A 24,844-nucleotide genomic window follows, 5' to 3' on the forward strand; every position below is an offset into this window, starting at 1 on the left:
GCTCCTTTTGAAAAAAAGGAGCCTTTTCCATTTTATAAGATAAAGTTTACTAACTATTCTATAGAGTGTATTATTTAGATAGTGATTCCGTTTAGGACAACAGTTTCTATATTAGTATTGCCAAAATCATAAGGTAAGTATCCGTAGGAAGGAATTTCTTTAGTAATTATAAAGTTTGCTTTTTTTCCTTTGGTAATACTTCCATGAGTTTTTGAAAGTCCCATAGCATAGGCACCATTAATGGTAGCTGCATTTATAGCTTCTTCTGGAGTAATTCTCATTTTGATACATGCTGTGGCTACTACTAAATTCATATTTCCACTAGGCGAAGAACCCGGATTATAGTCGGTTGCAAGCGCAAATGGGAGTCCGCTATCAATCATTTTTCTTGCAGGCGTATAAGGAATACTCAAAAAATAAGAGCACAGAGGTAACCCAACTGGCATGGTTTCCGTGTTTTTTAGGACTTCAATATCTTCCTCTTTCATAACTTCCAAATGGTCTACACTTAAAGCGTTGAGTTTAACAGAAGCTTTAATCCCTCCAATAGCATTAAACTGATTTACATGAACTTTCGGGATTAGATGATACTCTTTTGAAGCTTCCAGAATAGCTTCCATATCTGCTACAGAAAAATAACCTTCTTCACAAAAAACATCAATATATTCTGCTAAATTAGCTTTTGCTACCTCTGGAAGAATCTCATTAATAATCTTATCAATATAAGCTTGCTTATTATTTTTATATTCCGAAGGTACAGCATGAGCCCCTAAAAAAGTACTTTTTATAGCTATATTATAATTCTGTTTGAGTAGCTCAATAACCTTTAGCATTTTTAGTTCAGCTTCAGCTGTTAGACCATAGCCGCTTTTAATTTCTATAGCCCCAGTTCCCATTTTCATAACAGTTTCGAGTCGCTTACAAGATTGCTCATAAAGTTCTTCTTCGGAAGTTTCTTGCAGTGTTTTAGCCGAATTTAAAATACCGCCACCTTTATTGGCAATTTCCTCATAGGTGAGTCCGTTAATACGGTCTACAAATTCTTGTTCCCTATTTCCGGCATATACAAGATGTGTATGACTATCGCACCAAGAAGGGAGAATTATCCTACCAGTTACATCAATGGTCTTATCCACAGCATCGATAGATAAAGTTTCCATCGGACCAAAATCTTTTATTAAATCATCTTCAATAAGTAAGAAAGCATTTTTTATAGTGGGAAGTTTACTCATCTCTTTCCCGCTAATTTTATAGGTATTTTCTTCTCTAACTTGTAATAATTCTTTTATATTTATGTATAATATTCTCATAATATCGATTTGAGCGTTAAAGGTATTAAAACATTTAGGATTGCACTTTTATATAGCTTAATTTTGATGTATAATTTATAGATAGTTTCCCTCGCTATTGATAGAAACCATAAAATATTGGTATGAAATGCCTATTAACAAATTTGGAAACCAATTAATATGATAGTTAAGGGCATTACATCTGACCATTGAAAAACAATAAAAATTAGCAGATGAATAAAGGTATTTATATTGCAACTTTAGAGTCGGATAGTGGAAAATCTTTAGTTACACTAGGTCTAATGCGTACGTTATTAGGAAAAACAGCTAAAGTTGGTTATTTCAGACCTATAATTAATGAAGATAAAAAAGGAGGGAAAGACAATCATATCTCTACAGTACTTTCCTATTTTGATGTTGATTTATCTTATGAAGAAGCATTTGCTTATACTAGAAATGAGGTTATACAGAAGCGAAATACTGGAAAATCGGGAGAGATAATTGATACTATAATACAGAAATACAAGCGTTTAGAAGAGCGTTTTGATTTTATTTTGGTAGAAGGCTCTGATTTTTCTGGTGAAGGAAGTGTTTTTGAATTTGATGTTAATGTATTAATAGCAAAAAATTTGGGTCTCCCAGCTATATTAGTAGCCAGTGGAGTGAACAAAACAAAAGAAGATTTAGCGGGAAGTTTACAATTGGCATATCATTCATTTGTAAATAAAGACGTGAATGTGATGGCGTTGATTGCTAACAAAATTAGTCCTGATAATCTTACAATAGCAAAACAAATTTTACAAGAATTTTTACCAGATGAAGTAGAAGTTTTTGCGATTCCAAGAATTGAAACTTTGGCACATCCAACCATTAAAGAAATAGTTGAAGAACTAGATGGAAAAGTGCTATTTGGAGATGAGTTTTTAGACAATCAAACAGGAAGTTTTGGAGTTGGAGCAATGCAGCTTCGAAATTATATTACCAAATTAAAACAAAATAGTTTAGTAATAACCCCAGGAGACCGTGCAGATATTATTTTAGGAGCTTTACAAGCCAATATTTCTAGTAATTACCCACGTATTTCGGGAATTATATTAACAGGAGGTTTGATTCCTGAAGAACCCATATTAAAATTAATAGATGGTTTGTCTCAAGTAGTTCCTATTGTATCTGTAGAAGGAGGGACTTTTAGTGTAACCAATCAGGTAGGGAGTATAAAATCTAATATTTATGCCGATAGCATTCCGAAGATAGAAACATCTATTAGTACTTTTGAAAAGTATGTGTCTATTGATACGCTTGCAGAACGACTTATTAGTTTTAAGCCCAAAGGAATTACGCCAAGAATGTTTCAATACGGGCTCATAACAAAAGCGCGTCAGCAGAAAAAAAGAATAGTTCTTCCTGAAGGAATAGACGACCGAGTTTTAAATGCTACAGCACGTTTATTAGCAATTGATATTGTGGATATAACACTGTTGGGCGACCAAGAAAAAATAATAAGTAAAATAACTACGCTCGGAATAGAAATAAATATTGATAAAATAGAAATAATAGACCCAATTAAATCGGAATACTTTGATGATTATGCGGAGACTTTCTATGAGCTTCGGAAGCATAAAAATGTAAATATGGATATTGCTCGCGATTGGATGACAGATGTTTCTTATTATGGAACCATGATGATATATAAAGGTCATGCCGACGGAATGGTTTCTGGAGCAGTACATACCACACAACATACAATTAGACCGGCTTTACAATTTATAAAAACAAAACCAGGCGTATCTGTGGTGTCTTCCATATTTTTTATGTGTTTAGAAGACCGTGTTTCTATTTTTGGCGATTGTGCTATTAATCCAAATCCTACTGCGGAGGAGCTTGTAGAAATAGCCATATCGTCTGCAGATAGTAGTAAAGCGTTTGGAATAGAGCCTAAAATTGCGATGTTATCTTATTCTTCTGGAACTTCGGGGAAAGGAGCAGATGTAGATAGAGTGCGTCAAGCTACAGAAATGATAAAGAAAAAGCGCCCTGATTTAAAAGTGGAAGGACCAATCCAATATGATGCTGCTGTAGATATTACTGTAGGAAAGAGTAAGTTACCAGACTCTGAAGTGGCTGGACAAGCAAGTGTGCTAATTTTTCCAGATTTAAATACAGGAAACAATACCTACAAGGCGGTGCAAAGAGAAACAGGCGCATTGGCAATAGGACCGATGTTGCAAGGTTTAAATAAACCAGTAAACGATTTGAGTCGTGGTTGTACGGTAGATGATATTTTTAATACAGTTATTATTACCGCTATTCAAGCACAAGGAATATAGTAAAATATGTAATTTTATATACAAGATTTAAGATGGAATTCCATCTTTACAATAATTAAAATAGAGATGAAAAAAATATTAGTTATCAATTCAGGAAGTTCTTCAATAAAATTTCAACTTATAAAAATGCCAGGAGAAATTGTTGTAGCTTCTGGATTAGTTGAAGCAATTGGACTTGATAATGCAGCGCTTCACTATAAATCTAAAAAGATGAATTTCTTTGAAATAATGCCTATTGAAAACCATGAAGTTGGTTTGAAAAAAGTAGCAGCATTACTTTTGGATGAAGAAAAAGGAGCTATAAAAAGTATTGAAGATATTGATGCTATTGGACATAGAGTAGTTCATGGCGGAAAAGATTTTTCGGATACTATTGTAATTGATGCTGAAGTAAAAAAGACAATAAAACGTTTGTTTTCGTTGGCGCCACTTCATAATCCACATAATTATACTGGAATTGAAGTTGCAGAAGAAGTATTTCCTGGCACTACACAAATAGCTGCTTTTGATACAGCATTTCATCAAACTTTACCAGAAAAAGCATATCGTTATGCAATTCCTAATAAATTATTAGACGAGAATTACATCCGTGTGTATGGTTTTCATGGAACAAGTCATAAATACGTAGCAGAGAAAGCTAAGGATTTTATCAGTAAAAAGAAATCAAAATTAATTACTGTTCACTTAGGAAATGGTTGTAGTATAACGGCTGTTAAAAATGGAAAAAGTGTAGATCACTCTATGGGATTTGCCCCTGTAAATGGACTTGTTATGGGGACTCGAAGTGGAGATATAGATCAAGCAATTATTTTTTATATGGTCAATACACTCGGGTATTCTTTAGATGAAGTTAGTGAAGTACTCCATAAGAAAAGTGGGATGTTGGGCTTAACAGGTTATAGCGATTTACGAATTATTGAAGAAAAAGCAGCAGAAGGAAATAGAGAATGCCAACTTGCTTTAGAAATGAATGCTTACCGAATTAAAAAATATATTGGGGCTTATGCAGCGGTATTAAATGGAGTAGATGCTATTGTTTTTACTGCGGGAGTAGGAGAGAATAGTAGCGTTTTAAGAAAGCTTATTTGTGATGATATGAGTTATTTAGGAATAGAACTAGAAGATTATAAAAACAATGTTCGTTCTTCTGAAAATAGAATTATTAGTAAAGAAACTTCAAAAGTATTGGTGTTGGTAATTCCAACTCAAGAGGAACTAGAAATAGCGAAAGACACCTATAGATTAATAAATTGATATATAGAATCCTTTATTGAGGGTTTTATTCCCCAGAGTCAGTTCTGAGTATATCAAAGTGTTCTACGTCGAAATGGATTAAATTATTTTCCTTTGAACACCTCGTAGACTTGCCTCGAGGTAGTTGATTTAACTTAGTAAAAAAATCCCTCGTTAAATAAATAACGAGGGATTTTTAGTTATTTTAAAATCCACATTTCTCCATTTATAGTATCTCCATTTGGGAATTGCTTATTAATAGCCGAATTTAAGTTCTCTCCGTTATTGGTGGCTTCATTGGCAGGATACATCCATCGTTTAGGAATGTTTCCACTGTTTAGAATTCCAGTTCCATCGGTATTAAATTCAGGAAAGCCAGTTCTTCTTTGTTCAAAAAATGACTGCCAACCTGTATTTAAATACATAGCTATATGTTTTTGAGTTAGAATAGCTTCAATTTCATTTCCTGTGCTTAGTTCAATTTTTGGATTGTTTAGATATGCATCAGTCTCAGAAATGTTGTAGAAGTTAAGTGAGGCTTGAATACCATTTTTGTAATGCGTTACTGCGTTAGAATTTATCCAGTTTCTAACGGTAGCTTCTGCTAATATAAATTCTACTTCAGCATAACTTATTAATAAACTTGGCTCATTTTCAGGATCGTTAAAATACCTAGGGTGAACTCTAGAAGCTTCTCCATTTACAGCTTTAGAAACGTTTGTATTTAAATCTCCACTTCCATAAAGACCTCCATAAGCATTAAAATCATCATCTGGAAGATTATTTCCATTTGGTTTTTTTTCAGCAAAAGTAAAGAGTCTCGGATCTTGAAAGTCTTGTAAACGTTCTACAAAACTTTCCTCTAAATAATAGGCCGTTTGTAAATCATTATTATTTTGAAGAGGATATCTATTGTCTTGAATATTATAGAAATGTAGCGCCCCATTATCGTCATTGGATTCGAATATTGGATATTTTGAAGGATTAGTAAAGACTTCATTAAATCTATTTTTAATATTCAGTTCTGCTACATTTTCTTTTTTAGATAAATTCATCAAGATCCTTAAATAATAAGAATTGATAAGTTTTCTCCATTTTAATTTATCTCCATCATAAATAACATCTCCTAAAATAGTTTCATCATTTGCTATTAATTGGTCTGATGCGCTTTTAAGGTCGTTTAAGACTTTTATGTAGATAGATTTTTGTGTGTCATAAGCAGGGGTGTAATTTCCTTCAGAAGCATTAATTGCTTCCAAATAAGGAATATCTCCAAATGTTTCAGTGAGTGAAACAATAAAGTAAGAATTAAAGAATTTAGCTAAAATTTGATAGACTTCTATCTCCGTTCTTTTAGCTTCTTCAATCATTTTACTCACTTGCTTTAAATCGTCATAAGTGCTATAATCAGATCTTTGCCAATTATAATATTGATTAGAATTAACCCCATTAGTATTAGTAAGATAACGAGATGCGAGACCAGCGCTTAGACTGATATTATTAAAAGCCGAAACCTCTACATTGGTTAGTATTAATTCCGGACTAACCGCTGTTGCTCTGTTTTCATCATCTTGTAAATCTTCAGTTTTACTACAACTTAACACTAGAAAAGCTAGTAGGATGTATAGACTATGTTTAATATTTTTCATGTGTTTATTTTTTTTGTCATATGGAACATCCAAATAATTACTCCACTGTGTGTTTATAATTAAATTTGGATGTATCCTCTTATTTAAAATTTTGCATTGATGTTAAATCCGATATTTCTTGTAGAGGGAGCCTGTAAATTGTCAGTTCCAGAATCTGGATCTACATTTGGAATATCGGAAGAGAGCCATAAGTTTCTTCCTACAAGCGAAAGACTTAAATCGGTAAATGGAGATTTATCCAATATGGTTTTTCCAAAATTATAGGTTAATGTAACCTCTCTTAGTTTTATAAAGGTTTCCTTATAATAATGGTAGTTTTTATTTTGCCCATTACTGGTTGTTTGCATAAAATTTATATAGTTAACAGGAACATCATTTGGAGCATAAGTACGGGTATCGTTAATAATATTACCGTTTACATCATAGGTAGCTTCTCCACTTACCACTTTAACGCCAGTACCTATGTAAGTGCTTTCTCCATTATTAGCAGCATCTCGAAATTGATTAACGGTCCCTGGAGACGTACCTCCCCACCACATTTTTTGATTGGTTGTAGAATACATTAAGCCACCAATACGCCCATCAAATAAAAATGAAAGATTGAAGTTTTTATAACGTAAGTTGTTAGAGATACCATACGTCCAATCTGGTTCGTCATACCCAATATAGCGATTGTAAGGATCTGCAACTGGGTATCCATTTTCAAAAATAACTTCTCCGTTTTCATTAGTTTGATAAACAGAAGCGTAAATTTCATCGGTACGATCTCCTACATTAATAAAATTCTCTGTTTGCTCTTTTCCACCATATATTTCTTCTTGGTATCTTCTATACTGACTCAAATTGATTTGTGTGTCCCATTTAAAATTATCGTTTCTAACAGGTGCAAAATCTAATGTAAATTCAACTCCTTTTCTTTTGTATACATCGCCATTTAATAATAAACTGTTGTATCCTGAAGTTTCAGAAATAGGACTGTAAATTAAGTTGTTGTAATCTCTAGATTGATAGTATGCAAAATCAAAACCAATACGGTTGTTAAAAAATCGTAAGTAAGTTCCAATTTCCCAAGCATCGGAAGTTTCAGGTTTTAAATTCTGATCTAAAAGAGAACTTCCAAAATAAGTAGAAGGAGTTCCGTTCCAACTTGTTCCTTTTTCATAAGCTTGAATATGACTATATGGGTTATTCTCGTCAATTTTTCCTTCAGAAACTCTTGACCAAGATCCTCTTAGTTTAGCAAATGATGTCCATGTTGGTAAGTCAAATAAACTAGATAATACTACAGAACCTGAAATTGAAGGATAAAAGAAAGAATTGTTGTTTTCTGGTAAGGTGGAAACTTTATCATTTCTTCCGGTAAAGGTTAAGTAAAAGGCATTATAAAATTCAACATCTACAAAACCGTAAAAACTATGAATTGTTTCTTTCTCTACTATATTTTCTCCAAATAGGGTAGAACCAGAATTATTATCTAAATTATAAAATCCAGGGAAGTTTAATCCATCGGTAGCAGATTGATGAAAAGAGTAGTTTCTATAATAATTAGAATATGCTACTTCCGCATTAATAGAAATATCTTCTGTAAGATCATTAGTGTATTTAAACCCTAAATCGCTTGTTATGTCAAAATAATTGGTGTCTTGTAAAGAAAAATTCCCTCTCGACTTGTCTCCATAACCAATATAACTTTTAGGCTCTTTATAAGTTCTGTACAAGCTATAAACATTTACTCCACTTCTCCCTTTAAAACTTAAATTTGAAGTGATTTTATATTCAAAATTTGCATTTCCAAAGATGTTATCTTTATTATAACCTCTTAAATATTCGTAAGCTTGAAAATAAGGGTTGTTGTAATAAGAAACATTAAAGTGTCTTTGTTGGTAACCTTCTTCACCTTCTCTCCAGTAGTTTCTTAAGTTGTTTACATCTACATCAGTTCCAGTCCATAAGATGAGGTTGTATAAATAATTTGTAGGACCGTAACCAACTTCTGGAAAGTTGTTTGTGTATTGTTTATTGTATGTTAGCGAAGAGTTAATGCTGAACTTTTCTGAAGGATTTAAAGAACCGCCTACTGTAAAAGATGTGTTTTTTAGGTCGGTATTTGGTACAATTCCTTTTTGATATACATTAGCAATAGACATTCTGTAGCTAGCTTTATCGCTTCCCCAATCTACGCTTATATTATTTGACTGAATCAATCCTGTTCTAAAGAAGTTTTCAATATTATCTTTACCTCTAGAGATAAAAGGTAAGGGAACAAGTTCTCCAGTTTCTGGATTTACTGGACTATTATACTGAGGGGTTTCAAAGTACCCACTAGGAGTTGTTGGGTCTAGTTGATCTAATTTTGGACCCCAAATCCAACCGCCACCTTCTGTTCCAGAACCACTCCCGTTTACATAGGCATAACTTCCTTGGTTTCCGTTTCCGTATGTAGTTTGCACTTCTGGAACTTTAATAAACGAAGGCTGAAACATGGTTGAGTTATTTGCGGTAACAGTAAATCTTCCTTTTTTGCCTTTTTTTGTGGTAATCATTATAGCTCCATTTCTACCAACAGACCCATATAATGCAGAAGCTGTAGCCCCTTTTAAAACACTAATATTTTCAATATCGTCTGCGTTTACCTTCCATATATCTGTAGTTCTATCTGGAATTCCATCAATAACTAATAACGGACTAGCGCCTCTCAAGTTTATTTCTGGATTTTGAAATAAATCGGTTGAATTTTTAACTGTTAAACCAGCTACTTTTCCAGAAAGCGAATTAACAAAGTTAGGTTCTTTAGCTTTTTCTAAGCTTTCGCCATCCACCTCTTGAACAGCATATCCTAAGGCTTTCTTTTCCTTTTTAATCCCTAAAGCTGTAACAACTACTTCGCTTAATTGTTCTGTGTTTTCTTGTAGAACTATATTTATGGTTGTTTGATTTTCTACAGGGACATTTTGAACTATAAACCCGATATAAGAAAATACTAGGATATCTGTACTATTGGCTTCAATTTCATAATTTCCATCAAAGTCTGTAACAGTTCCTTTTGGAGTGTCTAGAATACTAACACTTACCCCTCCTAAAGGAACATTGTTAGTATCTGTAATGGTTCCGCTAATTATTTCTTGAGAAAACCCAAGGGTGGTTAGTAAACCAAAAATTAATAAAGTAATTGTTTTTTTCATTTTTTTAGTTGTTTGTTATCCAGGTATTAAGGGTGTTATTTTTAGTTTTTAAAATCACTTTATAGAAATCATTAATAGGGGCTTTTAGCGTTGTAGTAAACTTCTCTTCGGATAGATTTGCAGTTCCTAAAGAAGTATAATTATCGGTGCCACCAGTTTTAAAATTATTGGTAGTACTTATTAAGATTTCAACTTGAGTATTGTTATTAGAAATGTCTTTCCAGTTTACTGTTAGAGCATCATTTTTAATAGTAGCATTGAGATTTATTGCATCTACAGAATCTATAAGAGAAACACCATCCCATTCAGACTTAATATCGCTAGGAACTTCAACTGTTAAGAAACTAGTTAGGGTTGGTAAAATATCTACTATCCCTGGAGTCTGATTTTTAAAATAATCGTTGGTGTTTTTATAGTTTGTAGCAATCCAAGTACTACGTTCTCTGTCAGATTGCCCTCCATGATGCTTACCATCTTTAGCAGTTCTCCCATGGTCTGTAGTTATAATAAGAAGCCATTCCTCATTATTATTAGCTTCTCTATAAGCTACCGCATCCATAATTTTACCAATTAACTCATCTTCAAAAGTAATGGCATCATAGAGTTGTTTGCTATCTCCAAAACCATGACCCATATCATCAGAAAACTCCAAATAAACCCATGATAAGTCTGGGGCATTTTCTTTTATGTAAGCTGCTGCCTTTGTAGCAACCTTTGTATCTATGTTTTTTATGAACTGGCGTTCTTTATCATGTGGGAAATTTATAGTGTCCAACTCAAAACCATCAAAAGCATAATCAACCTTAATATGTTGAGTTTCTTCTAAATCCTCCCCAATTAATTTTGTTCTATTATCTAACCAAGTAGAAAAGATGGCAGTTTTTTTGTTTGGATATCGGTTATCAAAAAGCCTATAAATAGTAGGGTAGTGGTAATTTGGTTTTTTAATACTATTTCCAAAAACATTGTGTTTGTTTACCCATGTACCAGTTAATAAACTATTGTAACCTACAGCAGAAATAGTTGGTGTTTCACTATGAGTTCCTTTTTTTCCACCAACATATGCTTCTGTAAAACTTCCTTTTTCTTTTAATTTATCGATGTTAGGAGTGGACGTTTTTTCTAGCATATCAGGTGCTATTCCATCTACAATGATAAAAACTGCTTTTTTGCTTTGTGCAGTTGTTAAATTTAGTATTGCAAAACACGCTATAAATGTGGTTGCAATTTTGTGTTTAATTTTCATTACCGATTAAGTTTTTTAGTTGGGATAAATTTATTTTATTGAATTATAAATTGAATGAACGTTCAATTAATAAAACTTTATTTTAATGTATATTTAGTGTTATTGAATTTTTGAGGAAATTTTTGCATTTTGTAAGTATTATATTTGTTGAAAATTAACTTTGTGGGAAGAAAAAATATGAGCGATCAACGTAGAAAAGAAATCATAAAATCTTTTTATAGCGTTGCAAAGAAAATAGGATTAGAAAATGCATCTATAGCCAAAGTAGGAGATGAAATGGGAATTAGTAACGGACTCATAATGCATTATTTTAAAACAAAAGATGATTTATTAATTGGCTTGAATGAATATATTTTGGAACGTCATTTAAATATGGTTAGCTCCAAAGAAAGTGGCGTAATAAATTCAAAAGAAGAGTTGCATAATTTTATAACAACCTTGTTTTCAAGGAAATGGAATCGTTATTTTGATGATGGCGTATTTTATAGCTGTTATGCCTTAGTTTATAGAAAGCCAGCATTTAATGCTAGTTTTAAGCGTTATTTAGAACTTCTTCATGAAGTTTTAAAAGATAAATTAATTGAGGCTCATACTAATGGAGTGATAAAAAATAATAATATTGATGAGGTTACAGAAGTAATATTTGCTTTGATTGATGGTGGATATTACTACTTAGGATTGTTTAATGAGAGTGAAGAGGCCTATAAAAAACAAGTTGATATTTATGTTTCTTACGCTGTAAATTTATTAGACTTTAATCCATCATAGAGGAGCTAATTCTCCAGAGCTTGTGCCGAGTTTACCGAAGGACTCTGCGTCGAAATGAATTAAATTTGTCTCCTTTGAATACCTTGTGAGCTTGCCCTAAGGTAGTTGATTCCGTCATTGTAAGATTTTTATCAGTGCGTAAATTCCTATTAATCCCCAGATAAAATTCACAGCCACATTTGGGTAATCAGATAAATAATAGCCATTTATAACCAAGCATACAGCCCCTAGAATGTTAAGAAAATGATAAGTTTTATTTTCTGCTGAAAGCTTTTTAATGCTTAAAAGGAAATAGGCAATAACAAATAAAAATGCTCCAATCCAACCAATAATATTATGAAACTCCATTTAATAAATAGTTAGATTCTTTAATAAACTTTCCTTTTTGTTCAGGCTTATAGCGCTGGTATTCATCCTATTTTTAGAGTCATTTGTAACGGTTTTCAGTAATAAAACTATCAATGCAGTCTCTAATCTTTTCTGGTAAAATCTCTTTAAACAACTTTTTAAGTTTTTGTAAAGCTTATTAATTTTTTTAAATATTATGTTGTTATGCTGTCTGTAATTCATCAGAAATTATCAAAAATTATATGCAAAGATATCAAATAGATCAAGCAACAAGCTAACTTAGTAAATAGTTATGTATTCCTTAAGTTGGGGATGTTATATTATTATTGTTTATGGATAAATTTGAGGATATTAAAAGTCGAAATGGGATAGATTAGAAATATTTGTACATTGTATATTTTAATATAGGATTGCATTTTATGAAGCTTCATTATCTAGACAGAACGAATACACAATTCAATTCTTTTTCCGTCACCAGAAATAAGCATAAGCATTTTTTAAAAGTCTGGCATTACCACCCAGAGTTAGAGTTAGTTCTAGTTTTAAAGAGTACTGGAACACGGTTTGTAGGAGATAGCATTGAAAAATTCTATAAAGGAGATGTGGTGTTAATTGGCTCCAATCTTCCACATATGTGGATAAATGACGAAGCTTACTATCATGCGGAATCTATTTTACAGGCAGATGCAATTTCTATTCATTTTAAAAAAGACTTTTTAGGAGAAGATTTTATGTCAGCTAAAGAGTTAAGGCAAATTAATAACCTCATCCAAAAAGCACAATTAGGATTGGTATTTCACAATCTATCAAAAGAAACAATTCAGCTACTAAAGAGAATAGAAAAAGATAAAACAATAGTACCGTTTAAAAAATTACTGTTATTGCTGGATGTTTTAGATCGGTTAGCAAGTCATAAAGAATATAGCGTATTGTCTAGCAAAGGGTTTTTAACTTCATTTAGTGAAGGAGATAATAAGAACTTGAAGGTAATTTATGAATATATATTTAAAAATTTTAATCAACCTATAAGCGCCATAGATGTGGCTACGGTAATTAATATGAATCCGTCTGCTTTTAGTAGGTTTTTTAAACGCATCCATCGTAAAAACTTCACCACCTATTTAAATGAAATCCGTATTGGGTATGCATGTAAACTTTTAATTGAAGGAAAACAAAAAGTAATCTCTATTTGCTACGATAGCGGATTTAATAATATCTCTAATTTTAATAGACAATTCAAAAAGATTAAGAAAATGACACCTACTGAATTTGTCCATTTGTATACATAATACAAGTATAGAGCAAAAAAAGTATCATAGTTTGTAATTTTTTAGGTGGAAATCAATAATCTTCTAAGGTAAATTTGAGAATATTAATTTTTCAAATAATGAAATGAGCCTTAACAATTTTAGGTATCTACCGAAATGTGGATTGGCGAATTACATCTGACCAACAAAAAATGAATAGCAACAAATGAAAAAAGATATTTCAATTATAGAAGTAGTAGTTAAAGATGTTAGATTTCCTACAAGTCGCTTTCTTGATGGCTCAGACGCAATGAATCCGGATCCCGACTATTCTGCCGCTTATGTAATTTTAAAGACAGATCATTCTGAATTTGAAGGTCACGGACTTACATTTACTATTGGGCGTGGAAACGAGTTATGTACGGCGGCTATTGAGTCATTATCATATTTAATAAAGGGGAAAAAGTTATCAGACTTAACTTCCAATATGGGTGCTTTTTGGAAAATGATAACTGGCGATAGTCAACTCCGTTGGTTAGGACCTGAGAAAGGAGTTATTCATCTGGCAACTGGGGCAATTGTAAATGCTGTTTGGGATTTGTATGCCAAGGTTGAAGGAAAACCTTTATGGAGACTTTTGTCGGACATGTCTCCAGAAGAACTGGTTTCTTGTATAGATTTTACCTATATAACAGATGTTATTACTCCAGATGAAGCGATTAAATTTCTAAAATCAAAAGCTGAAGGAAAGCAAGAACGAATTGATTATTTGTTAAGCAATGGTTACCCAGCATATACTACTTCGGCTGGTTGGTTGGGATATTCTGACGAGAAAATGCGTCGCTTATGTAGAGAAGCCAAAGCGGAAGGTTTTAAACACATGAAAATAAAAGTAGGCTCTAATTTAGAAGACGATATTAGGCGAGCAGCTATTATTAGAGAAGAAATTGGCGATGACCTTAAACTAATGATGGATGCCAATCAAAAATGGGATGTTGATGAAGCAATAAAAAACATGGAAGCCTTAAAGCAATTTAATCCTTGGTGGATAGAAGAGCCTACAAGTCCAGATGATGTTTTAGGACATGCCAAGATTGCAGAAGCTGTTGCTCCTATAAAAGTAGCTACAGGAGAACATTGCCAGAATAGAGTTATATTTAAACAGCTAATGCAAGCAAATGCCATGCAAATATGCCAGATAGATAGCTGTAGAGTAGGTGGAGTTAATGAAAATTTAGCTATCATGCTCATGGCTGCTATATTTGAAATTCCTGTATGTCCGCATGCTGGAGGCGTTGGTTTGTGTGAGTATGTGCAGCATTTATCAATAGTTGATTACATAGCTATTAGCGGATCATTAGATAATAGAATTATTGAATATGTTGATCATTTGCACGAGCATTTTTACGACCCTGTAGTAATTAAAAACGGAGCTTATATGCCACCAAAAATGGCTGGATATAGTATTACAATGAAGGAAACTTCCATCAAAAAATATACTTTTCCAGATGGAGAAGTATGGAAAGAAATAATTTAAAGAATAAACATTTTAATAGGGATAAGTTTAATTTAATAAACATTAAAACAAATGAGAACATTTCAAACATTAATCGTTTTATTTATTTCCTTTTTTGCGATGGGGCAAGAAACCTATAGTCCTTCTAAAGAAAACATAGAAATGCGTGAATGGTTCCAGAATGCCAGATTTGGAATGTTTATTCATTGGGGGGTGTATAGTATTTTAGGAGATGGCGAATGGGTGATGAATAATCAAGATATTCCTGTAGAAAGATATGAGCTTTTACCAGATTTTTTTAATCCACAAGATTTCAATGCTGAAGAAATAGTAAGTCTGGCTAAAGAAGCTGGAATGAAATATATAACAATCACCACCAAGCATCATGATGGGTTTGCAATGTACAACTCTAAAATTTCCGATTATAATATAGTAAAAGCGACTCCCTATGGAAAAGATATTCTTAGGATGTTAGAACAAGAATGTAAAAAACAAGGGATTAAACTCTTTGCTTATTACTCACAATTAGATTGGCATCATAAAGATTATTATCCATTAGGATGGACAGGAAGAAAGACTGGAAGACCAGAATCGGGGAATTGGGAAACCTATTTAGAATATCAAGATGCTCAAATTAAAGAGCTAGCTGAAAATTATGATATTGCTGGTTTTTGGTTTGATGGATGGTGGGATCAGGCGCCAAATAAAAAGGATTGGCATGAAGCAGTAACATATAGAATAAAAGGAGAGGATTGGAACTTGGAAAAAACCTATAAAATGATTCATGATGTAAATTCCGCCTTACTTATTGGAAATAATCATCATGAAATGCCTTTTGAAGGAGAAGATTTCCAAATGTTTGAAAAAGACCTTCCTGGGAAGAATTCTACTGGATTTGGTGGAGCAGGAATTAGCACGTTACCATTGGAGACATGTGAAACTATAAATACTTCTTGGGGCTTTAATTTGCAAGATGATAAACATAAGTCGGTTAAAGAATTGATTCAGTATTTGATAAAATCGGCAGGAAATAATGCTAATTTCTTACTAAACGTTGGTCCAATGCCTAATGGAAAAATCCAGAAAGAGCATATAGAACGGTTAAAAGCTATGGGGAAATGGCTTGAAGAAAATGGAGAGACCATTTACAAAACTCAAAAAGGAACAGTTTATATAGAAAATAAGGTCTCTTCTACTAAAAGAGGGAATAAATTATACCTACATCTACTTGATTTAGACTCAGAAAATATTCAAATTCCCAATTTTAATCAACAAATAAGGGATGTCGTTTTTTATCAGGATAAAACAGAAGTTTCGTATCAAGTAAGCAATAATTCTTTAACCTTGAATGTTCCTTCTGAGAAGCAAAATGATATCGATACAATTATAGAAATAACGTTAAAATAGATATGTCCATATTCAGTTTAAAAAATAAAACCGCAATAATAACAGGTGGAGGGAGCGGTATTGGAAAAGCAATTTCAGAAGTTTTTGCCCAAAATGGTGCTTTTGTATGTATTATTGACTTTAATGAGGAAAATGCTAAACAAACTTTAGATACTATTGTAGCAAAGGGAGGGAAAGGAATCTGGAAAAAATGTGATGTTTCCAATCAAAAGCAAGTACAATCTGTAATTAAAGAAATAGCTTCTAGTCATTCAATAGATATATTAATTAACAATGCTGGGGTGGCTCATGTAGGAAATATTGAAAATACTACCGAAGAAGATTTAGACCGTATTTACAATGTTAATGTTAAAGGGGTTTACAATTGTATGCATGCAATAATTCCGCATATTAAAAGTAGAGGAGGAGTTATAATTAACATGGCTTCTATTGCTTCTTCTGTTGGAATTTCTGACCGTTTTGCTTATTCCATGTCTAAGGGTGCTGTGCTTACTATGACCTATTCTGTGGCTAAAGATTATGTAGCAGAAAACATTCGTTGTAATTCTATTTCTCCTGCACGTGTACATACTCCTTTTGTAGATGGATTTATTGCAAAAAATTATCCAGGAAAAGAAGAGGAAATGTTTGAAAAATTATCTAAGACACAACCAATCGGAAGAATGGGGAGTCCAGAGGAAATTGCCAATTTAGCATTATACTTATGTAGTGATGAAGCTTCTTTTATTACTGGAACAGATTTCCCGATTGACGGCGGATTTATAAAATTAAATGGATAAATGAAGAGGATTCCTCATAAAATAGCATCTTATACCCTTAGAAGTTTCTTTTTAATAGGACTTGTTGCGTATGTTTCATGTAAAGATAAAAAACAAGAATTAAAAGAAATTAGGGGTAATAACGAAAAAATCAATGTTGTTTATGTTTTAGCAGATGATTTAGGTTATGGGGATTTAAGTTGTTATAATCCTAATGGTAAAATACCTACCGAAAACCTGGATAAATTGGCTGCCGAAGGGATGAAATTTACCGATGCACATACTTCGTCATCGGTATGTACTCCAACTAGATATGGTATCCTTACAGGAAGATACAATTGGCGTAGCTCTTTAAAAAGTGGGGTGCTTACTGGAACTTCGAAAGCCTTGATTTCTTCAAAAAGAACTACTGTGGCTTCTTTACTTAAAAATGAAGGCTACCATACCGCATTTATTGGCAAATGGCATTTGGGATGGAATTGGGGAGAAAAAGAAAACGGTTTAGAGATAGGAGAAGGTTGGAGTCCTGATGATTATGAAGGAATTGACTTTAGTAAACCGATTACAAACTCTCCCAATAGTCTTGGTTTTACATATGCTTATGGGCATTCTGGCTCTTTAGATATGGCTCCGTATGTGTATGTAGAAAATGAAAAAGTAACTGCTCAACCCAATAGGGCAACTGTAGATACCTCTAAATATGGTTGGTGGAGAGAAGGACCAACTGGAGCCGATTTTATTCATGAAGAAGTAACGCCTAATTTTTTTAAAAAATCAATTGAATATATAAAAGCAAGATCAAAGGCTAAGCAACCATTTTTTTTATATTTAGCCTTGCCTTCGCCACACACCCCAATATTGCCGACCAAAGAATGGCAGGGAAAAAGTGCTTTAAATCCCTATGGCGACTTTGTAATGATGATAGATACTTACATGGGGCAACTTGTAAGCGCTCTTAAAAATGCAGGTATAGAAAAAAACACACTTGTTATTTTTACTAGTGATAATGGTTGTTCTCCCCAAGCAGATTATGTGGAATTAGCATCAAAAGGACATAACCCAAGTTTCCTATATCGAGGTCATAAAGCCGATATTTATGAAGGGGGACATAGAGTGCCTTTTATTGTAAAATGGCCAGAAGTTATCAAACCAAACTCGGTGGCTACAAAAACTATTTGTACCACCGATTTGATGGCAACCCTTGCAGATATTTTGAATTTAGATTTAAAGGATAACGAAGGAGAAGATAGTTTTTCTATGCTCCCCCTTTTTAAATCTGAAAAGGCAAACGCTTATAAAAGAGAATTGACAGTTCACCATTCTATAAATGGCAGTTTTGCTATTAGAAAAGGAGAATGGAAATTAATTTTTTGCCCAGGGTCTGGAGGTTGGAGTGACCCTAAACCAAATGCTAAAGAAACAAAGGGGTTACCAAAATTTCAGTTATACAATCTTGAAAAAGATCCACAGGAAAAGAATAATGAAATAGCTAATTATCCAGAGATAGCTGAGGAGCTTCATATATTGATGAAACAAATTCTTGAAAATGGACGTAGTACTCCAGGAGAAAAACAAAAAAATGAACTCCCTATGGATGGCAGTCAATGGCAACAAATAAATGCAATTACGGGAACTTAGTAAATTACTTAACTAAAGGATTCGTCAAATGTAATGCCGCCAAGATAAGTTAGCGTGGTATGAGAAGGGAATTAAATTATAAAATGAATGTTATACGTAATAATGATAAATAATAAAAGAACACATGAAATTAATTAGATTTGGACAAGCAGGAAAAGAGAAACCAGGAGTACAACTAGAAAATGGAAAACGTATAGATATCACTGCTTTTGGTCAAGATTATAATGAAGATTTTTTTGGGAACGATGGAATCAAACGATTGCGTGAATGGCTTCTTCAAAATGAAGAAAAATGTCCTGAGATTTCTAATGAAGTTCGTTTAGGGTCACCTTTAGTACGTCCTTCAAAGCTAATTTGTGTTGGCCTTAATTATGCCAAACATGCTGAAGAAAGTGGAATGGATATTCCTAAAGAACCAGTTTTATTCTTTAAAGCTACTTCTGCTATTGTAGGGCCAAACGATGATTTAATCATTCCAAAAAACAGTAAAAAAACCGATTGGGAAGTAGAATTAGCGTTTGTTATCGGAAAAAAAGCATCTTATGTTTCTGAGGAGGAAGCAATGAATCATATTGCAGGCTATGTTTTACATAACGATTATAGTGAACGGGAATTTCAAATAGAACGTTCTGGACAATGGGTAAAAGGAAAAAGCTGTGATACATTTGCTCCTTTAGGTCCTTTTATAGCTACTAAAGAAGAAATTAAAAATCCAAACAATTTAAATTTATGGCTTAAGCTAAATGGGGAAATAAAACAAAACAGTAACACTTCTGATTTTGTTTTTAATATTCCAATCTTGGTAAGTTACATTAGTCAGTTTATGACATTATTACCTGGGGATGTAATTTCTACAGGAACTCCTTTTGGAGTAGGAATGGGATTAAAACCACAGCGTTATTTACAGCCAGGAGATGTAGTTGAGTTGGGAATTGAAGGTCTAGGAGTTTCAAAACAAGTAGCAAAGGCATACCAAAAAGAATAATAAATGTACATTGATAGTCATCAACATTTTTGGAAGTATAACCCAGATAGAGATAGTTGGATAGTAGATGATATGAAGTGCATCCGAAGGGATTTTATGCCTTCCGATTTAAAGCCTGTTTTAGAAAATAATGGAATGGATGGCTGTGTAGCTATACAAGCAGACCAGTCTGAAGAGGAAACAATTTTTTTATTAAAACTTGCAGCGCAAAATTACTTTATAAAAGGGGTTGTTGGCTGGGTAGACATGCAAAAGCATAATGTGGAAGAAAGATTATTAAATTTTTCAAAATATAAAAAATTTAAAGGAGTTCGACATATTCTGCAAGCAGAACCTGATGGTTTTATGTTGAAAGAAGAATTTCAGCGAGGAATAAAGGCTTTGTCTAAATTAGGGTTGACATATGATTTATTGATTAAACCACATCAATTAAATGAAGCTATTATGTTGACTACTAATTTTCCTAATCAAAAATTTGTATTGGATCATATAGCAAAGCCTGCTATTTCTAATGGAATTGATGAGAATTGGGAAAATCAGATCAAAGAATTATCAAAAAATAAGAATGTTTTTTGCAAAGTCTCTGGCTTAGTAACAGAAACAGATGACTTTAAACTAGAACCAGATAATTTTAAAGTCTTTTTAGAGGTGGTAACTTCTGCATTTGGAACAGAAAGACTTCTATTTGGTTCTGATTGGCCAGTGTGCTTGGTTGCGGCATCGTATAATGAAGTATTAAAAATTATAACCAATTATTATGATAAACAGCAACTAAAAATGATACTAGGAGGGAATGCCATAAGATTTTATAAAATATAATTAATTTATAAGAAGTAGGAAAAGTGATAAGTTTTGAACAACGAAGAAGTTTTACAGAAATAAGAACTTTAAAGGATTGAAAAGATGGATTTAGAACTAAAGGATAAAATTATTATAGTAACAGGCGGCGATAAGGGAATTGGCTTAGGAATTTGCAAGGTTTTAGCTAAAGAAGGGGCGTTTCCAATTATTGTTGGACGTACGGAAAAAGATGTTTTAAAATCAGTTCAAGAAATTAAAGATAATGGTGGGAAAGTTGATTATGCTTTAGCAGAATTAACCAATCCTGATGCCTGTAAAAAAGCTGTTTCTTATGTAATCAAAACTTATGGAGCTATACATGGATTAGTAAATAATGCTGGTGTTAATGATGGAGTATCACTTGAAAATGGCGATTATGAGAGTTTTTTAAATTCTATTAATAAAAGTCTAACACATTATTATATGATGGCGCACTATTGTTTGCCAGAACTCAAAAAAAATCAAGGAGCAATTGTAAATATAAGCTCTAAAGTAGCGTTAACAGGACAAGGAGGAACATCTGGATATGCGGCTTCTAATGGGGGGAGAAATGCTTTAACACGAGAGTGGGCGGTAGAATTATTACCCTATAGAATTAGAGTGAATGCTATTATTGTTGCTGAAAGTTATACTCCTTTATATAAAAAATGGCTCAATTCATTACCAAATCCCAAAGAGAAACTAAAAGAAATTACTAATAATATTCCTCTAGAAAATCGGATGACAACCCCTGAGGAAATTGCAAACACAGCAGTTTTTTTACTTTCTTCTAAATCAAGTCATACTACAGGACAACTTTTATATGTTGATGGCGGATATACACACTTGGATCGTGCAATAAAGCCTTCAATCTTATGAAATCAAATTTATTAAGATGATATTTTAACCAATAAAAGCCATAAACATAAATTAATGAAAGCAGATAAAACACCCGTGGTAAGTAAAAAGTTTTTACTGCCTTTTATTTTAATAACCTCTCTTTTTGCTTTGTGGGGATTTGCAAACTCGGTAACAGACCCTATGGTTCAAGCTTTTAAAAAAGTTTTGGAACTGTCTAATTCGCAAGCCGCTGGAGTACAAATGGCATTTTATGGAGGCTATTTTTGTATGGCATTGCCAGCTGCCTTATTTGTAAGAAAGTATTCGTATAAAACGGGAGTCTTAATTGGTTTAGGTTTATATGCTGTGGGGGCGCTAATGTTTTATCCAGCCGCAACTACAGAAAAGTTTTGGTTTTTTTGTTTGGGTTTATACATACTCACTTTTGGATTGGCTTTTTTAGAAACTACTGCCAATCCATATATTTTGGCAATGGGAAGTAAAGAAACTGCTACTAGACGGTTAAACCTAGCACAAGTATTTAATCCAGTAGGCTTATTGCTTGGACTTTTAGTAGCGCAACAATTTGTATTGAAAAAGTTAGAGTCGGATGATTTGGAAAATTTCAATTCGCTGGCAGAAGCAAAAAAAGCCTTCATTAGAACCTCCGATTTAATGGTCATTAGAAATCCGTATGTGGTACTTGGGTTTACTATTTTAATTGTCTTTTTTATTATTCTTGTCAGTAAAATGCCTCAAGCTAAAGGAGAAGGGAAAATACCTAGTATTGGAGATACTTTTAGGAAACTTTTCGAAAATAAAAAATATGTATTGGGTGTAATAGCTCAAATGTTTTACGTAGGAGCCCAAATTATGTGTTGGACTTATATTTATCAATATGCTGAAGCTATCGGAATGAAAAGTGAAGTAGCAGCCAATTATCAATTTGTAGCTTTTGCACTTTTTCTTGGTGGTAGAGCTGTTGGAACATGGATGCTAAAGTATATAACCCCTTCTAAATTGTTGATGTATTTTGGAGTACTAGCCGTTTTTTGCACGCTGGGAACAATTTTTAGCAGAGGGGAATTTGGATTGATGTCCTTGGTGGGCGTTTCATTTTGTATGTCTGTAATGTTTCCTACTATTTACGGAATTGCTTTGGATGGATTATCGGAAGATGAATCCAAAATAGGAGCTGCAGGTTTGGTTATGGCTATTGTAGGAGGTGCTTTGATGCCTGCATTTCAAGGAATGGTAATAGATATTGGAGGGAACGCCGTAAACGATATTCAAATTATGGGCTTTCCTGAAGTAAATATCTCTTTTATACTGCCATTAGTGTGCTTTGTTTATATTATTAGTTATGGTTTCTGGATAACTAAACAGGGAGTTTATGAAGTTAATAGTTAATAGTTAATAGTTAATGGTTAATGGTTAATGGTTAATGGTTAATGGTTAATGGTTAATGGTTAATGGTTGATGGTTGATAGTTGATAGTTGAAAGGTTGAAAGGTTGAAAGGTTGAAAATTATGAAAGAATAGGGGGAAACGGATTGATATTGAAAGAAAAATCTGTTATGCTTTCTCTTAAATTTAAAGAGTAATTAGTAGAATTAGAATATGAAAAAATATGCATTCGCGCTAGACTTGAAAGATGATTCTGAGAAAATTGAAGAATACATTCAACATCATCAAAACGTATGGCCTGAGGTTTTACAATCCATAAAAGAATCTGGAGTAAAAAATATGGAAATATTTCATGTTGGAAATCGTCTTTTTATGTTAGTAAGCGTATCTAATGATTTTTCAATTGAAAAAGATACAATCGGAAATCCAGAAAACCCAATAGAGCAAAAATGGGAAGAATTAATGTGGAATTATCAGCAAAAATTACCTTTCGCCAAATCAGGAGAAAAATGGGTGTTAATGGATAAGATTTTCGAACTTTAATTCTTCAGAATTAGTCAGCCTATTCAATAAACTTTCTTCTCTGTTCAGGTGTTGGAAGCGGACATTCATCTTTCTTTCCGAACCATTTATAGCGATTTTTAGCAATAAAGTTATAAATAGAGTCTCGAATGTTTTCTGGAAGAATGTAATTAAAAGCACTAATTAAGCTCCAAAGCCCTCCCAATTCTTTTGCAATTTCTATGGCTGCAGAAGACCTTGTGTAATATGCTACATTTGGCTCTATTAGTACAATAGAATCTGTTTCTTGCGGATTGATACTTCTTTCTGCTAAAAGCTTTTTTCCTAAATCGCTTTGTAAAGAGGCAAACCTAAAAACGTCTTTTGAGTCTCTCTTTATAACAAACTGCACACTGCGGTTGCATAAATTGCATACTCCGTCAAATAAAATTATTTTTTTTCCGCTTTCTAGTTCCATTGTTTCCGTTTTCCTCAATAATTGAGATTTGAATCTTCCAAATTTTGTATTGATTTTTTATTGTCCTATTCAATATCTTAAGTACACTTTCTGAAGTGTTTATAACAAAGATACTATTCTGAATAATGCAATTAGGAAACTTCGTATAATTCAATAGGTAAATTATCGGGGTCGTTAAAAAAAGTAAATCGCTTTCCAGTAAATTCATCCACTCTTACCGCTTCGGTTGTAATTTTATGTTGATGTAATTTCTTAATGGAAATGTCTATATTTTCAACTTGGAAAGCTAAATGCCGAAGTCCTGTGGCTTCAGGTCTAGAAACCCTATTTGGTGGGTTAGGGAAGGAGAATAATTCTATTATGTAACTTCCATTTAGTGCTAAATCCAATTTGTAAGAATCGCGTTCTTTTCTATATACTTCTTGTAGAATAGTTAAACCTAAAACTTCGGTATAAAAATGCTTAGAAACTTTGTAATCAGAACAAATAATAGCGATATGATGAATTTTACTTAGCATAATTTATCCGATAATTGTTTCCTTTTTAAATACGTTCTTTCAACCAATTTAGTAATGAATAGAAGTTTTGTGGAGCAACACCATGACCTACAGGGAATTCTTCATATATATGTTTAATTTGTAAGGCCTCTAAAAAAGGAGCTGTTTTACGTGCCCAGTCTACAGGAATTACTTGGTCTACACTTCCGTGGGAGCAATAAAAACTTATATTGGTATAATCTTTATCTTTATAATCTTCAGTAATAATACTTTGGTTTACATAACCACTCAAAGCAATTATATTTTTCACTTTTTCTGGGTAAGACAAGGCAACGGCATAACTTAAAATAGCTCCTTGACTAAAGCCTAATAATGTAACATTAGTAGCATCCAATTTATAGGCATTACAAGCCTCATCAATAAAATTTGCTATTAATTCTCTTGATTGAATTGCTTGTGCATCATCGCTCCATTTTCCATCTTCGGCATCAAAATGAATAGCGTACCAAGCATGGCCATAAGGCATTAAATCCTGTGGAGCCCTTACAGAAATTATAAAAAGTTCGTCGGGTAATTCTGAAGCAAAAGAAAATAAATCTTCTTCATTGCTCCCATAACCATGGAACATAAATAACACTGGAGAATTTTCACTTTGCGTTTTAGGAGCTCTTATTATATGATGTAATGAAAGTGTTTGTGTTTGCAAATT

21 protein-coding genes are annotated in these 24,844 nt (G+C 32.9%); 13 read left to right on the top strand and 8 right to left on the bottom strand.

Annotation, left to right across the window (positions count from 1 at the left end; translation table 11 throughout):
* Positions 1-74: 74 nt before the first annotated feature.
* The gene (gene hutI, locus JOOMADRAFT_RS14455) at positions 75-1,310 is read right to left on the bottom strand and encodes an imidazolonepropionase (protein ID WP_008614641.1); all 1,236 of its coding nucleotides are present in this window, start codon (positions 1,308-1,310) and stop codon (positions 75-77) included.
* Between the two features lie 212 nt (positions 1,311-1,522).
* Between hutI and pta the strand changes: the two genes are divergently transcribed.
* Together pta and JOOMADRAFT_RS14465 are read left to right on the top strand one after the other, a co-directional pair.
* Positions 1,523-3,616 (top strand): phosphate acetyltransferase, encoded by a 2,094-nt coding sequence (gene pta / locus JOOMADRAFT_RS14460; protein WP_008614644.1) that lies wholly within the window; start codon positions 1,523-1,525, stop codon positions 3,614-3,616.
* 66 nt (positions 3,617-3,682) lie between these two features.
* Positions 3,683-4,870 (top strand): acetate/propionate family kinase, encoded by a 1,188-nt coding sequence (locus JOOMADRAFT_RS14465; protein ID WP_008614645.1) that lies wholly within the window; start codon positions 3,683-3,685, stop codon positions 4,868-4,870.
* Between the two features lie 179 nt (positions 4,871-5,049).
* On the opposite strand, the gene JOOMADRAFT_RS14470 is transcribed toward JOOMADRAFT_RS14465, so the two are convergent.
* The 3 genes from JOOMADRAFT_RS14470 to JOOMADRAFT_RS14480 form a co-directional block, all read right to left on the bottom strand.
* The gene (locus JOOMADRAFT_RS14470; protein ID WP_008614646.1) at positions 5,050-6,498 is read right to left on the bottom strand and encodes a SusD/RagB family nutrient-binding outer membrane lipoprotein; all 1,449 of its coding nucleotides are present in this window, start codon (positions 6,496-6,498) and stop codon (positions 5,050-5,052) included.
* An 83-nt stretch (positions 6,499-6,581) separates the two neighbouring features.
* On the bottom strand, positions 6,582-9,680 hold the full coding sequence (locus JOOMADRAFT_RS14475) for a SusC/RagA family TonB-linked outer membrane protein (protein ID WP_008614647.1): 3,099 nt from the start codon (positions 9,678-9,680) through the stop codon (positions 6,582-6,584).
* Between the two features lie 4 nt (positions 9,681-9,684).
* Positions 9,685-10,926, bottom strand: a complete 1,242-nt coding sequence (locus tag JOOMADRAFT_RS14480; RefSeq protein WP_008614648.1) for an alkaline phosphatase family protein — start codon at positions 10,924-10,926, stop codon at positions 9,685-9,687.
* 162 nt (positions 10,927-11,088) lie between these two features.
* Between JOOMADRAFT_RS14480 and JOOMADRAFT_RS14485 the strand changes: the two genes are divergently transcribed.
* Positions 11,089-11,694, top strand: a complete 606-nt coding sequence (locus JOOMADRAFT_RS14485; RefSeq protein WP_008614649.1) for a TetR family transcriptional regulator — start codon at positions 11,089-11,091, stop codon at positions 11,692-11,694.
* 114 nt (positions 11,695-11,808) lie between these two features.
* Here JOOMADRAFT_RS14485 and JOOMADRAFT_RS14490 read toward each other — a convergent pair whose 3' ends face one another.
* Positions 11,809-12,042 carry a CBU_0592 family membrane protein gene (locus JOOMADRAFT_RS14490; protein ID WP_008614650.1) on the bottom strand — a complete coding sequence of 78 codons (234 nt, stop codon included), beginning with the start codon at positions 12,040-12,042 and terminating at the stop codon, positions 11,809-11,811.
* A gap of 419 nt (positions 12,043-12,461) precedes the next feature.
* Here JOOMADRAFT_RS14490 and JOOMADRAFT_RS14495 point away from each other — a divergent pair, with 419 nt between their 5' ends.
* The 10 genes from JOOMADRAFT_RS14495 (at position 12,462) to JOOMADRAFT_RS14540 (ending at position 23,202) form a co-directional block, all read left to right on the top strand.
* Positions 12,462-13,331: an AraC family transcriptional regulator gene (locus JOOMADRAFT_RS14495; RefSeq protein ID WP_008614651.1), complete on the top strand. Its 870-nt coding sequence runs from the start codon at positions 12,462-12,464 to the stop codon at positions 13,329-13,331.
* A gap of 184 nt (positions 13,332-13,515) precedes the next feature.
* On the top strand, positions 13,516-14,826 hold the full coding sequence (locus JOOMADRAFT_RS14500) for an L-fuconate dehydratase (RefSeq protein WP_008614652.1): 1,311 nt from the start codon (positions 13,516-13,518) through the stop codon (positions 14,824-14,826).
* Between the two features lie 51 nt (positions 14,827-14,877).
* On the top strand, positions 14,878-16,212 hold the full coding sequence (locus tag JOOMADRAFT_RS14505; RefSeq protein WP_008614653.1) for an alpha-L-fucosidase: 1,335 nt from the start codon (positions 14,878-14,880) through the stop codon (positions 16,210-16,212).
* A gap of 2 nt (positions 16,213-16,214) precedes the next feature.
* Positions 16,215-16,991, top strand: coding sequence for an SDR family NAD(P)-dependent oxidoreductase (locus tag JOOMADRAFT_RS14510; RefSeq protein ID WP_008614654.1), 777 nt, complete (start codon positions 16,215-16,217; stop codon positions 16,989-16,991).
* Complete coding sequence (locus JOOMADRAFT_RS14515) at positions 16,992-18,608, top strand: sulfatase family protein (protein WP_008614655.1); 1,617 nt, start codon at positions 16,992-16,994, stop codon at positions 18,606-18,608.
* Positions 18,609-18,732: 124 nt separating this feature from the next.
* Positions 18,733-19,593 (top strand): fumarylacetoacetate hydrolase family protein, encoded by an 861-nt coding sequence (locus tag JOOMADRAFT_RS14520; protein WP_008614656.1) that lies wholly within the window; start codon positions 18,733-18,735, stop codon positions 19,591-19,593.
* 3 nt (positions 19,594-19,596) lie between these two features.
* Positions 19,597-20,412, top strand: a complete 816-nt coding sequence (locus JOOMADRAFT_RS14525) for an amidohydrolase family protein (protein ID WP_008614657.1) — start codon at positions 19,597-19,599, stop codon at positions 20,410-20,412.
* Between the two features lie 84 nt (positions 20,413-20,496).
* Positions 20,497-21,291, top strand: coding sequence for an L-fucose dehydrogenase (locus tag JOOMADRAFT_RS14530; protein ID WP_008614658.1), 795 nt, complete (start codon positions 20,497-20,499; stop codon positions 21,289-21,291).
* 54 nt (positions 21,292-21,345) lie between these two features.
* Entirely contained in the window at positions 21,346-22,662 is a 1,317-nt protein-coding gene (gene fucP / locus JOOMADRAFT_RS14535) for an L-fucose:H+ symporter permease (protein WP_008614659.1), read from the top strand.
* 210 nt (positions 22,663-22,872) lie between these two features.
* A complete protein-coding gene (locus tag JOOMADRAFT_RS14540) occupies positions 22,873-23,202 on the top strand; it encodes an L-rhamnose mutarotase (RefSeq protein ID WP_008614661.1) in 330 nt (109 codons plus the stop codon).
* 19 nt (positions 23,203-23,221) lie between these two features.
* Here the strand turns inward: JOOMADRAFT_RS14540 and JOOMADRAFT_RS14545 are convergent, their stop codons facing one another.
* The 3 genes from JOOMADRAFT_RS14545 to JOOMADRAFT_RS14555 form a co-directional block, all read right to left on the bottom strand.
* Positions 23,222-23,638 carry a thiol-disulfide oxidoreductase DCC family protein gene (locus JOOMADRAFT_RS14545; RefSeq protein WP_008614662.1) on the bottom strand — a complete coding sequence of 139 codons (417 nt, stop codon included), beginning with the start codon at positions 23,636-23,638 and terminating at the stop codon, positions 23,222-23,224.
* A gap of 131 nt (positions 23,639-23,769) precedes the next feature.
* Complete coding sequence (gene gloA2 / locus JOOMADRAFT_RS14550) at positions 23,770-24,156, bottom strand: SMU1112c/YaeR family gloxylase I-like metalloprotein (protein ID WP_008614663.1); 387 nt, start codon at positions 24,154-24,156, stop codon at positions 23,770-23,772.
* 25 nt (positions 24,157-24,181) lie between these two features.
* Complete coding sequence (locus JOOMADRAFT_RS14555) at positions 24,182-24,841, bottom strand: alpha/beta hydrolase (RefSeq protein ID WP_008614664.1); 660 nt, start codon at positions 24,839-24,841, stop codon at positions 24,182-24,184.
* Positions 24,842-24,844: the final 3 nt, after the last annotated feature.

It is taken from the genome of Galbibacter orientalis DSM 19592, from assembly GCF_000260115.1.
Classification (GTDB): domain Bacteria; phylum Bacteroidota; class Bacteroidia; order Flavobacteriales; family Flavobacteriaceae; genus Galbibacter; species Galbibacter orientalis.